Below are 12203 nucleotides of genomic sequence, written 5' to 3' on the forward strand. Positions count from 1 at the left end.
CTGATGTGCGCCTCTCTCAAAACGGCAGCCACTGTCGTTTCCCGTCAAGTCGATGAATGCATGCGCTCTACACTCGGATGAAACCGGGAGGCCGCACCATGCACGACAACGTCCAACACCTGAGAATCCAGTTGGCCTGCGCCCTGCGCTGGGCCGCGCGCTTGAACCTGCACGAATCCATCGCCAATCATTTCAGCGTGGCCACTTCGCAGGATGGTCGCGAGTTTCTGATCAATCCTTACGGCAAGCATTTCTCGCGGATCCGCGCCAGTGATCTGCTGCTTCTCGACGCCGGCGATCCGGCCAGTCTCGACCGTCCGGACGCCCCGGACATCACCGCCTGGGCCTTGCACAGCGCCTTGCACCGCAACCAGCCCCAGGCCCGCTGCATCCTGCACACCCACAGCAAATACGCGACGACCCTGGCCTGCCTGAAGGACTCGCGACTGCCGCCGATCGAGCAGAACAGCATGCGGTTTTTCGAGCGGGTGGCGATCGATGATGGCTTCGACGGCATGGGGTTGGGTGAAGAGGCGGAGCGGGTCAGCAGGCTGCTCGGTGACAGGCCGATCCTGCTGATGGGCAATCACGGCGTGCTGGTCGCGGCACCGAGCGTGGCCCAGGCGTTTGATGATCTGTATTACTTCGAGCGGGCTTGCGAGGTGTACATCACGGCGCTGGCGACCGGGCGCGAATTGCGTGTGGCCAGTGATGAAGTAGCGCGCAAGACCTGTCGTCAGTGGCTGGAATATCCGGGGTTTGCCGACAAGCATTTCAACGCATTGATGGGCATTCTTGATGAGGAAGAGCCGGCGTACCGGCAGTGATTCATTCTTGCGACAAGTGCGCCTTGCTCAACGGCTGGCGCATCACCGGCGCGCTCCACGCCTGACGCCGGTCCTCGCTCGGCGGGCAGCCAAACCGCGCGCGGTAGGTGCGGGAGAAATGCTCCAGCGAGCCAAACCCCGAACACGCCGCCACCTGGGCCACGCTCATCTGCGTCTGTTGCAGCAGGTTGTGCGCCCGGGCCAGGCGCAGGGTGATGTAGTACTTGAGCGGCGAGAGCCCGGTCTGATGTTTGAACTGACGCTCCAGTTGCCGCCGCGACAGGCCGACTTCACTGGCAATCGCCTCGCAGTCCAGCGGTTCTTCCAGCGCCTTTTCCATCAACTGCACGGCGCGGCGGATCTTGTTGCCGTACATCCCGCTGTTGCCCAGGCCACCGTCGAGCTGATTGTCCGCCGGGGCGCGCATCTGGCCCATCAGCAGGTGCAGGCCGATTTCCCGGGCCAGATCAGGGTCGATGCGCTGGCCGATCCAGCCCAGCAGCATGTCGAGAATAGTGGTGGCGCCGGCGCAGGTCAGGCGCTGGCGTTCGAGGGTGTAGAGCTGTGGTCGGGCGCGGACCTTGGGGTAACTTTCCTGAAAACCTTGCAGGTTGTCCCAATGCACCGCCGCTTCGTAGCCGTCGAGCACACCGGCAGCCGCCAGCAATTCAGTGCCGGTTTCCACGCCGATCAACACCGCGCCGAACAACGCCTGCTTGCGCAACCAACTCTTCAGCGCCGGATTGCGACTGTGTTGATGCACCTCGAAACTGGCCAGCACCACACAGGCGTCGAAGGCCTGCTCAGAGTTCAAACCGTCTTCGGCGATGCTCGCCAGACCGTTGCTGGCCGTCACCGGGCCGGGCTGCAAGGACAACAGCGTCCACTCGAACAGCGTGCGCTGGCTCAGCCAGTTGGCGATGGCCAGCGGTTCCAGCACCGCCGCCAGACCGAAGTTGGAAAACGCCGGCAGCAACAGCACCGCCACTCGCAGCGGTGCTTCATTGCGCGGTACAGCTTCAGCAAGTCGGGTCATCGCCATCTCTGCTTTATCGTTGTTCGGTCTGCCAGTGCGGATGGGTCCACACCGGTACATCGGCGGCTGGCAGCGGGGCGAGGTTGCGGATCAGGTCACTGGCCTTTTCCGCGATCATCACCGTCGGTGCGTTGGTGTTGCCGCTGACGATCACCGGCATGATCGATGCGTCCACTACCCGCAAGCCGTCGAGGCCGTGCACCCGCAGTTGCGGGTCGACCACCGCTTCAGGGTCGCCCGCCGGCCCCATCTTGCAGGTGCCGCTGGCATGGTAGCCGGTTTCCGTGACCTGCCGCGCCCAGGCGTCGAGTTCGGCGTCGGTCTGCACCGAGCGGCCCGGCACCAGTTCTTCACCCTTGAACGGAGCCATCGCCGGTTGCTCGATGATTTCCCGCACCAGCCGTGCGCCAGCGCGCATGTCGGCCCGGTCCTGCGCGGTCTTCAGGTAGTTGAACAGAATCCTCGGCGGCCGCCGGGGTTCGGCGCTGTGCAACGTCACGCTGCCGAGGCTGGTGGGGCGCATCAGGTCGATGTGGATCTGGAACGCGTGGGTCGGCACCAGTTCGACGCTGCCCGGTTGCACCGCCAGCGGCATGAAGGTCAGTTGCAGGTCCGGGTGCTCGACGCCGGCCCGGGAACGCAGGAACGCACCGGCCTCGAAATGGTTGCTTGCCGCCAGACCGTCGTGACGCACGAACCAGCGCGCGCCGATCCACCATTTGCCCGGCGCGGTGGTCCAGCGATACAACGACACCGGTTGCTTGCAGCGAAATTGCACCACCGCATCCGGGTGATCGTTGAGGCGTTTGCCGACGCCCGGCAGATCGTGCACGACGCTGATGCCGAGATCGCGCAATTCCGCCGCCGGGCCCACGCCCGAGAGCAACAGCAACTGCGGCGAGTTGATCGCCCCGGCGGTCAGCAATACTTCCCGGCGGGCGCGCACGGTGTTCGTTTCACCGTTCTGTTCATAGTCAATCCCGACAGCCCGCCGACCCTCGAACAGAATGCGCAGCACCAATGCATCGGTCACCACTCGCACATTGCCCCGGGCCAACGCTTCGCTCAGATATCCGCGCGAAGTGCTCCAGCGCCGACCGTTGCGGGTGGTGCGATCCACTGGGCCGAAGGCTTCCTGACGGTAACCGTTCAAGTCCTCGCTGACGCCATAACCGGCCTCAGCCCCCGCCGCGATGAACGCCGCGCACAACGGTGTTTCGACATCGCCGGGAGTGACGTGCAAATGGCCGCCGGCACCGTGATAGTCATCGCCGCCATCGGCGTGAGTCTGCGCACGCTTGAAGTACGGCAGCACCTCGCGATAGCTCCAGCCGGTACAGCCCTGTCCGGCCCAGCCGTCGTAATCCCGGGCATGGCCACGGATATAGACCATGCCGTTGATCGACGACGAACCTCCGAGGGTGCGGCCTCGCGGTGTACCGATTCGCCGGCCGTCGAGGTATGGCTCTGGCTCCGACTGATAGCGCCAGTTGTAGCGCGATCCGCCCACCACAAGGCCCACGGCGGACGGCATGTCGATTGTCCAGCTCTTGTCCTCGGGGCCGGCCTCCAGCAGCAGGATGCGCACACTCGGGTCTTCGCTCAGGCGATTGGCCAACACGCAACCGGCCGAGCCGGCGCCCACGATCAGGTAATCAAACCCGGTTTCGTCCATGGTTTGCTCCGTTCTGACAAATGACGAGGGAAGGGCGGATCAGTCCACGGAATGGCCGTGAATGCCGTTGAACACCAAGCGATGAAAGTGATGCACCAGATGCTCGCTTTCGTTGCTGCGCTGGGCGTCGATCATGTAGCGGCCCTGGTCGTAGCCGAGCGAGCGCAGGCCTTTTTGCACCGAGATATTCAGGGCGATGTCCTCGGGGCCGAGGTCTTCGTTCATCCACTTCATGCACGCGGTGCTGACGGCGGCGGTCTCGGGGTTGCTGGAGTAGTAACCGAAGCGCAGCAGCGAGCGCTCGGCGTCCAGCGGAATCATGATGAACGAGCCGAGAAATTCGGAGAACGGGAAGGTGTAGAAGGTGTTGTTCGGCCACATGCCGATGTTGAAAAAGCACTCCTGCGGGTTCAGCTCGCTTTTCAGCGGCACGCCATAGGCCTCGGTCGCCGACAGATTGGCCGGTGCAGCGTAGGTCCACCAGTTGTCGCGTTTGATCAACTGGTAACCCTTGAAGTCGATCAGTCGGGCGAGGTCGATGTGGCACGGGCCGGACAGTTTGAAGTGATAACCCTCGATGGAGTTGTCCATGATCACTTTCCAGTTGGCCGGCACGATCACGTCCTGTTCCTCGATCAGGCGCATGTCGGCCAGATCCGGAAACACCCGACGCATTTCTTCGTCTGCGCCGGGGAACAGATCCCGCAGCGACGGCGCATTCGGGTCGAGGTTGAAGTAGATGAAACCGCCGAGTTCTTCGGTGCGCACCTGGGGAATGTTGAATTGCGCCAGTTCGAAATTCTTCATCCGCTCGCAACGGGGCGCACCGCGCAGGCTGCCGTCCATCTCGTAGCACCACGAGTGATAGGCGCAGCGCACCACGCCGCCGGTGGTGCCACGGCGTTCTTCGAGCAAGCGATTGCCGCGATGCTGGCAGACGTTGTGAAAGCCGTGGATCTGCCCCTGCCGATTCTTCGCCACCACCACGCTCTGATCGAGCAGATCGGTGACCACGAACTGCCCCGGTTCGGCGAACTCACTGACATGCCCGGCGACATGCCAGGCCTTCATGAAAATGTTGTCGCGCTCGGCACGGAACAGGCTGTCGTCGTAGAAATAGCGCGAAGGCAGGGTGAAGGCCTGCTCCGGATCCTGCTGATCCCAGGCGTCGACCGGGCTGTGCTGCTTGCGGGTCTGGAAACTGTGCATGAGGCGATCTCCACGGTAGGCGGCCGCTTGGGGCGGCGTGTTGTTGTGGGATCTAATCTAGGGGCGATGATGTCGGGACAATTGATGCTTTGCGACCAGTTGGCCGATGAAAATATCAACTCGACTTGAAGGTAACGATCCGAAGTGCCTCGAACACTGCGGCAAACAGGGCCGGCGCATTGATTCCGGCCCCTTTTCATATGGCTCGCCGACTCAGATTATCAATGACTGGCCGCTGGTTGCCGGTGGAGCCTGCATCGGTAGCGATAGTTCCTGACCCGTTGTGCGAATACAGTCGATGAACGACTCGATGATGTGGGAACTGCTGCGGTGAATGGGGCGGACGATGCTCACGGTAAAAGGAATGGAGGCTGCCAGTCTTCTTACTTGCAGGCCCTGGCTTGCATAAACGTTTGCCGCAAGAGGATTGATGATCGAAACACCGACCCCGCGTAGAACCATCTGACAAATCGTTGCCGAGTTGTCGACTTCAATGATTTGCCGGCGATTGATGCCTCGCGTATTGAACAGGTCATCCAGTTGATGCCGGTAGGGATCGTTGGGCGCGAGGTGGACAAAGGTGTGGTTTGCCAGAGCGGCGGGATCGATAACCGATTGGTGGCAGAGCGGGTGATGGGGCGGCAGTATGCAAACTTCATCTACCCTGAGCAGGGGCTCTGCAGTTGTCCCCATGGGGGCTCTGGAACCCTCGATCAAGCCCAGGTCATGCGACTGCAGAGACAGACTTTCTTCCAGTAAGGGAGAGTCATGAGTGGTCAGACTGATGTTCAGTTCAGGGTAATGCTGCAAGAACTTTGAAATCGAATCCGGCAACAATGTTTGCGACAGGATCGGAAGGCTGACAATGGTGATCTTTTCATATAAACCCTGTTTTATCTCTGCGGCAGCCAGGCCGATTTTTGATAAGCCATCGTAGGTTTTAAGTATTTCATTGTGCAGGGCCACACCCTGTCGGGTCGCTTTAAGTCGGCCCTTGGTTCTCTCGAATAATTGCATGCCCATTGAACGTTCGAAACTGGACAGTTCACGGCTGACGGTTGGTTGAGATGTTCCTAAAGCATCAGCGGCTCCGGTAATACTTCCGGATGCCATGACGGCCTTAAAAATCTCGACGTGCCTTATCGATACTTTCATCGTCATTCCTTTGATAATCTGGCAGCACGTTTAAAGTTTTATTATTGTCATTTTTAATAAGTTCTTATTGTTTTCGGGTTGCACCTTTGAAGTCCCGAGACCTCGATCCATGGGAGGAAGACTTACGTCGTACCTGCCGGCGCAGACCTTGGGTCGCGGCGCGATCATACACACGTCCATGCCACTTTTGAAATAATGGATCCATTTCTGATATGGACGGGTGCAAAAGATTATCTGCCATCACCGGAAAGGGTTCTGGGGACGTATCGGGATGCTGACGTGACGGTGACCGATTGCTATGATCGGTCGTACTTTACAGCCCACCTGCCAAATTGTTTTTGAATGACTGTTCAATAATGATGTTGACGTTTTCAGGGCGGTCGGTGTCGGTTTTTTCGATTTTACTTGTGCTGTTCAAATAAAATTCAGGGAGATCAAGATGGACTATGTATTGATGGTTGACTGCACGGATGTCACCTCTGCAATCATCACGGCTGCTAACAAGAGAAATCTTGGCGTTATTTTTATACGGTCCGAATTGACCCGTAATCACACGTCCTTGACGAATGAGTTCTTCACCGGAAATACCGTAGCAACCTACGATGTCGAGTCCTCTCTGGATGTCGAAACGCTTGAAAACCTCATGAAAAAGATCAGTCACACGTATCCTGTTGCGGCTGTCTTTACACCCCTTGACGATATCGTTGAACTGGTCGCGGCGGCGGCCCGGGGGGCCAATCTCAAAGGGACTTCCCATGAAGGTGTGGCCAATGCCAAGAACAAGGCTCGAGCGCGCGACCTGCTGAAGGCCGAAGGGCTGACACGTTGTGCTCATCGCACTTGCCGCACGCTCGAACAACTGCCGTCAGCGGTGGATGCCATCGGTTATCCGTGCATCGTCAAGCCCGTCTCCGGGTTTGCCAAATACCTGACCGCGCACCTCGAAACGCCGCAGGATCTGCAGCAGTTCATGACCGAGTATGAGTCGACGCGTAACGATATCGACAGCGCGTTCCGCGGCTTCATATCCGATGAGTATACCGTCGAGGAGTACATCAACGGCCAAATGTATTCAGCCGAGGTGGCGAGAAACGAGCACGGTTTCTATCCGTTGATGCTCACCAGGCGCGACCGGGCAAAACACAATGAGCTGCTCGAAATTGAGTCGACCATGGCCCCGCGGGGGCACTACGCCGATGAGCGTGCGGTGTTTGAATACTGTGAGAAAGTCGTCGACTGCCTGAAGCTGGATGTCGGGGTTTTTCATATCGAAGTCATTGTCGGCAACGGTCGCGTCGATCTGGTAGAAGTGAATCCCCGATTCATGGGTGGCGCATTGTCGACGCTGTTTCAAAAATCCACTTCGTTAAGCGCCTTTGATATTTTGCTGGATACCTACCTGGGCAAGGTTGTAGAGACTCAGGCGAAGACCCGATTGTTTTCGACCTCCCGGCGCCTGGCACCGATGCAACAAACCATCTCGCGGGCTACGGTCGATGCCGGTTACATGCAAGAACACTTCCCGTGGGTCAGGGAGCACTCGATCGCGATTCAGGAAGGGCAAGTGATATTGCCGATGACCGGTAATGACTCTTCACTCGGGTATATCCATATCGTCGCTGAACACTATTCAACGGCGCTCGAGCAAGCCAAGGCGACAATAAGCCAGATAACGGCTGCGACGGGTATCGAACTGGCGAACTGATCATATTGCGGATGGCCCATATTCACAGGAATATGGGCCACCTCATCTGTCAGCGCGTCGGCAGTGACTGGCCCGCGTCAAGTTCCAGATGCAGAAGATCATTGAACGTCTGGCGCTTTCTGATGACTTTCAGTTCATCGCCATCTTTCAAAATTTCCGGGATCAATGGACGCGTGTTGTAGTTGGAAGACATGCTTGCGCCATAAGCTCCGCAATCGTGGAAGATCAAAAGGTCACCGACTTCTACCTCCGGTAGCATTTGGGTGATGACTTCTCCACCTTCTTTTTGGGTGAACACGTCGCCCGACTCACAGAGAGGGCCGGCAATCACGGTCGGTCGCAGGCCATCGCGTTTGATTTGCCCGGTCGGGGTCATGACGCTGACGCGATGTGCCGAGCCGTACATGGCGGGTCGCATCAGATCGTTGAAGCCAGCGTCGACGAGGACGAAGGCGTTACTGCCCATTTGCTTATAAGCTCGCACTTCTGCGACCAGGATTCCGGCTTGCGCTGCGAGGTATCGACCCGGTTCGATCTCCAGGCTGACGGGGTGGCCAAGGAACTTTTCGATTTCTCGACGTGCCGAATCCCAGAGCTGGAAATAATGTTCGGTGTTGATTTCTTCCTCGCCTTCCGCATAGGGAATCGACAGACCACCGCCGGCCGAGATGGCGCTGATATCAACCCCCAGTTGCTTGACCTGGTCGACCATGGCATCGCAGACCTGTGCCAGGTGCTCGTAATCGGCGCCCGATCCAATGTGCATGTGCAGACCCACCAGTTTCAGGCCATGGTGGCGGATCAACTCCACGCTGTTACGGATCTCGGTGTGCCAGATCCCGTGTTTGCTGTGTTCCCCGCCGGTATTCGTCTTGCGCGTATGGCCATGGCCGAAGCCCGGATTGACCCGTAACCACACTTCATGCCCTGGGCTGACGCTGCCCAGTTGTTCAAGCATCTGTGGAGAGCCTGCGTTGACCGGGATTTTCAGTTCGGCCAGTCGAGGGAGGGTGGCCCGGTCAATCAAGTCAGCGGTGAACACGATGGGTGAGTGAGGGCCTTGAGTCGGATAACCCGCGCTCATGGCCCGCTCGACTTCGCCCAGCGATACGGAATCGACCAACACGCCTTCTTCGCGCATCAACGACAGGATATGGATATTGGAGCACGCCTTTTGCGCATAACGGATGACGTCAAAGGACTCCAGTCGCCGGATCTGCCGGCGAAAGATTTTCGCGTCGTACAACCAGAACGGCGTACCAACCGAGCGGCTCACACGAGTGATGGAGTCGAATAGATCTTGTGTCATGAGAATCCTTGAGTGCGTTTGCGATTACTGGACCACGTTGACCGGCCGGGTTGAAAGCCAGCGTGCTGAACATAAGATGAAGAAAGCAAAGATAACGAGACCCGCGATGACCGGGAACGCGCCGACATGATCGATAGCGTACCCGCCTGTCACTGCAACGAGGGCCATACCCAGGGGCGCCAGTGAATGGAATGTCACCATCACAACGCTGATGTCTTCTTCCGGTGTTTCCATGAGCAACTCATTGTAGGCACGCATGAAAGCAACTTCGAAGATGAACATGAAGACAAAGTAGGCGGGTATGACCAGAAAGCCTGAGGTTATCAGGAAGGGAACCGCCATCGCTGCGAGCCCCAGAGTAAATGTCTGGTCATTCGAAAGGGATGCTTCATTTTTTTTGAACAATGCGGTGGTGACGAACAAGGCACCCAGAAAAATGCCGAAGACACTCACACAATGGAACACGCCCACACCGGACTGACTGAGTTGCAGGTGAGTCATGGGAATCCAGCTGCGTGCGATCAGGTGAGCGCCCTGAAAGACCACCACACTCAAGGTCAGCACGGTCAAGGGTCTGACCAGTTGCGGCTGACGCGCGAGCAGTTGCAGGCATGAACTGAAAACTCGAGTTGCGTTTTCCTGAGCTCCCTGGACTGTCTCGACGGCCGGCAAGCCACGGTAGAGCGTGGCGGCAACGAGACTCAGGGGAGCGCACAAGTAGATCGTCGTCTGGACACCATAGCGGTCATACAGCCAGGCACCGAGCGCGCCTCCCAATGCCGAGCCCAGATAATAGGAGGTCATCATCCAGGTGTTGGCATCGGTCAGAATGGCCGGGCTGAACAGGTGCTTGACCAGTTTGGCTCGTGTGCTCTTGATGATGATCTCCGCGAAGCCCCTGAGAAAAACGGTGAGCACAATGACTGGCAGCAGCGTTTCGATCCAGGTCGCCAGCGTCGCGAACGCGATGAAACTGAGCAACTCGACGGTGATCAGCAACCGCACGGGTGTGACTCGCTGGCACAGCCAGCCTGCCAGTCCCACGAACAGGACCGGCAGGCCGAACTGGACGGCGTAGATACCGGACGCCAGCAGCGTGGAATGGAAACCGTGAAAGAGGTGGATCGACACCGCGATCATGATGGCAAAGCTGCAAAGCATGCTGAGAAACATTGCCGACCACATGCGTTTGAACGGCGAAATGCGAATCAGAGCCTGGATTTTCATGCGAGGGTGTTCCTGAATGTCGTTGACAAGGCGGCGCTCTGTTATTTCAGCCGGGGAGGAGGTCGGCGGCTCTCGCGTTTTGCAATGTGGCGGTGGACTTGTCCCGCCCGTAAGCCGGGAGTGCCTGACAGCGGTTTTCCTGTTTCTTGAGGGGAGCCAGAAGTAACGCCGGGTTCAGTTTCTCAATGGCCAGACGCTGAATCGCTTGCGGAACAGCCTGCCCGGGCGCGCTCGTGCGAACCATCAGCACCTGTTTGAGACGTTCACAAAACGCGGGCATGAGCGGGGCCGCATAGTGTGAGATGTAGCAGAGGCCAAGACTGACAAACGCCAGTTGACGGTCATCAATCGGGGCCTGGTGTGCTTTTTCCGATAGCAGACGCAAGAGCTGCACGGTGGTTTCGGCCGCTTGTCGCAGGCAGAAAGTTTCCAGGGAGTAAAGGCGTGTCATACGCTCGGCATAGCGCAGGAAGTGAACGTGCAGTTCACTGACGTCCATTTCACCGGGCGACTGCCGGGCGATGGCTTCTGCAATCTGACCCAGAGGAGTGTGCAGTTTTTGCTGGATCGCCTCGATGAACTCTTTTTCGCTGAAGTTGGCCGTCTGGGTTTCCGGATTGGCGAGCGCCAGGAAGAATCTGACGTTGTCGGCACCATAGTCCTTCAATAAGTCGGCGGCCCAGATCAAATGGCCGCGGCTGGTGGAAAACTTCTGGTTCTCCAGATGGAAGAACTCATTGGTGATAATGGCGGTTGGCGTGACCAGATCACCCTGTGCCAACTGCATGGCGAGGTGAACCAGGGAAAAATAGTAGCTGTTGTCAAACCCCATGAACTGGACCAGCTGGTATCCGCTGTCCGGGCGCCACGGCGAGTCGGGCGAGGTGGTGTTCGTCATGTGAATCAGCCCTGGCAACATCTCGGCCCATACATTCAACACCTGATCCTCGCAGCCTGGAAATGGAGCACGAATCCCCCAATGGCTCGGATAGGTGACGGGAAAGTCCTCCAGTGGCCTGGACATCATTTCATCGACGAACGCACGCAAATGAGGCCGCATGATTGTGTTGTGTTGCTGATAAAACGCGAGGATGTCGGCGCGGTAGTCTTCCAGCGGCAGTACCTTGATCGTCAGGGATCTGTACTCGATATCCTGTTCGTCCACCGCGCTGCCAAATGAAGGAAACATCAGTGTATTGGCATCGTTGGGATGCCCGCAGGTTTCACAGATGGCGCCGGCGGTGCTGCTGTAGCATTCCGGGCAAATGCCGCTCACGTAGGCTTCGAACAGGTAACGTTCCTGTTTTTTGCTGTAAGGGAAGACCACGGTCTTGTCACGGATGATCGCGCGCTGCTCCAGTGTCGAGAAAAACGCTTGGACCGCCTCGATATAGGGAGCATCGGGCGCATTGAATGAGTCGATGCCAATGTCGCCGGCCTGCAGCGTGGAACGAATCTCTTCGTTGCACCGCGCTGCCAGGGAGTGAGGCGTCACGCCGAGTTTTTCGGCCCGCGTGACGACATAGGTTTGATGATCATCACCACCGCTCAAGTACAGCACTTCATGTCCCTGGAGTTTCTGTGCGCGGCCAAAGACATCGGCGGCAAGATAGGGCCCCGACAAGTGACCGACATGCAGATCGCCGTTGGTTGTAGGTGGCGTTGCAGTGACCAGGTATTTTTTATTCGAAGGGGTGCTGTTCATGCTTCTGCTCCTTTGCTCTCGGTGCTCCAGACGCTGAAAACTTCCAGTGTTGCAGCGCTCGACGTGTTTTCGAAATGATGCCGGGTTCCGGGCTGCACCCAGATTGCATCGCCGGCCTGAATTTTTTCCGATCGGTCCCGCGCCCAGAACAGACCGGCGCCACTGCACACATAGAAAAACTCATACTCATCGTGCTCGTGTGCGAGTGATTGCTCCCCGGGACCTATCACCGAGACGGCTGCACCGTTGTCCGAGGGTTGCGGGTTGCCCCATGGCAGATAACGGGTAAAACGGCAGCCGTATTCCTGACTGGAAGGCGCGTCGGCTTTACGGGTAATGGAGTAAGAAGTCATGT

At 58.2% G+C, this 12203-nt stretch carries 10 protein-coding genes; 2 read left to right on the forward strand and 8 right to left on the reverse strand.

Going from position 1 to position 12203, the window contains the following annotated elements:
- Positions 1-98: 98 nt before the first annotated feature.
- Positions 99-827, forward strand: a complete 729-nt coding sequence (locus tag ACKLNA_RS00785; protein WP_408984552.1) for a class II aldolase and adducin N-terminal domain-containing protein — start codon at positions 99-101, stop codon at positions 825-827.
- 1 nt (position 828) lies between these two features.
- Here ACKLNA_RS00785 and ACKLNA_RS00790 read toward each other — a convergent pair whose 3' ends face one another.
- The 4 genes from ACKLNA_RS00790 to ACKLNA_RS00805 all read right to left on the reverse strand — a co-directional run bounded on the left by ACKLNA_RS00790 (position 829) and on the right by ACKLNA_RS00805 (position 5902).
- The gene (locus tag ACKLNA_RS00790; protein WP_408984553.1) at positions 829-1863 is read right to left on the reverse strand and encodes a GlxA family transcriptional regulator; all 1035 of its coding nucleotides are present in this window, start codon (positions 1861-1863) and stop codon (positions 829-831) included.
- 13 nt (positions 1864-1876) lie between these two features.
- Positions 1877-3538, reverse strand: coding sequence for a choline dehydrogenase (locus ACKLNA_RS00795; protein WP_408984554.1), 1662 nt, complete (start codon positions 3536-3538; stop codon positions 1877-1879).
- Positions 3539-3577: 39 nt separating this feature from the next.
- Positions 3578-4747 carry an aromatic ring-hydroxylating oxygenase subunit alpha gene (locus tag ACKLNA_RS00800; RefSeq protein ID WP_408984555.1) on the reverse strand — a complete coding sequence of 390 codons (1170 nt, stop codon included), beginning with the start codon at positions 4745-4747 and terminating at the stop codon, positions 3578-3580.
- Positions 4748-4960: 213 nt separating this feature from the next.
- Positions 4961-5902 (reverse strand): LysR family transcriptional regulator, encoded by a 942-nt coding sequence (locus tag ACKLNA_RS00805; protein ID WP_408984556.1) that lies wholly within the window; start codon positions 5900-5902, stop codon positions 4961-4963.
- A 439-nt stretch (positions 5903-6341) separates the two neighbouring features.
- Here ACKLNA_RS00805 and ACKLNA_RS00810 point away from each other — a divergent pair, with 439 nt between their 5' ends.
- Positions 6342-7607, forward strand: a complete 1266-nt coding sequence (locus ACKLNA_RS00810; protein WP_408984557.1) for an acetyl-CoA carboxylase biotin carboxylase subunit family protein — start codon at positions 6342-6344, stop codon at positions 7605-7607.
- 49 nt (positions 7608-7656) lie between these two features.
- Here the strand turns inward: ACKLNA_RS00810 and lysA are convergent, their stop codons facing one another.
- The 4 genes from lysA to ACKLNA_RS00830 are packed head-to-tail and all read right to left on the reverse strand — an operon-like array spanning position 7657 to position 12201.
- A complete protein-coding gene (gene lysA, locus ACKLNA_RS00815) occupies positions 7657-8916 on the reverse strand; it encodes a diaminopimelate decarboxylase (RefSeq protein WP_408984558.1) in 1260 nt (419 codons plus the stop codon).
- 24 nt (positions 8917-8940) lie between these two features.
- Positions 8941-10143, reverse strand: coding sequence for an MFS transporter (locus tag ACKLNA_RS00820; RefSeq protein WP_408984559.1), 1203 nt, complete (start codon positions 10141-10143; stop codon positions 8941-8943).
- 46 nt (positions 10144-10189) lie between these two features.
- Complete coding sequence (locus ACKLNA_RS00825; protein WP_408984560.1) at positions 10190-11848, reverse strand: class I tRNA ligase family protein; 1659 nt, start codon at positions 11846-11848, stop codon at positions 10190-10192.
- On the reverse strand, positions 11845-12201 hold the full coding sequence (locus tag ACKLNA_RS00830) for a cupin domain-containing protein (RefSeq protein WP_408984561.1): 357 nt from the start codon (positions 12199-12201) through the stop codon (positions 11845-11847). The genes ACKLNA_RS00825 and ACKLNA_RS00830 overlap by 4 nt, the downstream gene beginning before the upstream one ends.
- Positions 12202-12203: the final 2 nt, after the last annotated feature.

It is taken from the genome of Pseudomonas sp. UV AK001, from assembly GCF_046097675.1.
In the GTDB taxonomy this organism is placed as follows: domain Bacteria; phylum Pseudomonadota; class Gammaproteobacteria; order Pseudomonadales; family Pseudomonadaceae; genus Aquipseudomonas; species Aquipseudomonas kribbensis.

Excerpts from the sequence above, each read along its gene's own strand:
- ACKLNA_RS00800 (WP_408984555.1), bottom strand. The coding sequence starts at position 4,747 with ATGCACAGTTTCCAGACCCGCAAGCAGCACAGCCCGGTCGACGCCTGG.
- ACKLNA_RS00810 (WP_408984557.1), top strand. The coding sequence starts at position 6,342 with ATGGACTATGTATTGATGGTTGACTGCACGGATGTCACCTCTGCAATC.
- ACKLNA_RS00830 (WP_408984561.1), bottom strand. The coding sequence starts at position 12,201 with ATGACTTCTTACTCCATTACCCGTAAAGCCGACGCGCCTTCCAGTCAG.
- ACKLNA_RS00825 (WP_408984560.1), bottom strand. The coding sequence starts at position 11,848 with ATGAACAGCACCCCTTCGAATAAAAAATACCTGGTCACTGCAACGCCA.
- lysA (WP_408984558.1), bottom strand. The coding sequence starts at position 8,916 with ATGACACAAGATCTATTCGACTCCATCACTCGTGTGAGCCGCTCGGTT.
- ACKLNA_RS00795 (WP_408984554.1), bottom strand. The coding sequence starts at position 3,538 with ATGGACGAAACCGGGTTTGATTACCTGATCGTGGGCGCCGGCTCGGCC.
- ACKLNA_RS00820 (WP_408984559.1), bottom strand. The coding sequence starts at position 10,143 with ATGAAAATCCAGGCTCTGATTCGCATTTCGCCGTTCAAACGCATGTGG.
- ACKLNA_RS00790 (WP_408984553.1), bottom strand. The coding sequence starts at position 1,863 with ATGACCCGACTTGCTGAAGCTGTACCGCGCAATGAAGCACCGCTGCGA.
- ACKLNA_RS00805 (WP_408984556.1), bottom strand. The coding sequence starts at position 5,902 with ATGAAAGTATCGATAAGGCACGTCGAGATTTTTAAGGCCGTCATGGCA.
- ACKLNA_RS00785 (WP_408984552.1), top strand. The coding sequence starts at position 99 with ATGCACGACAACGTCCAACACCTGAGAATCCAGTTGGCCTGCGCCCTG.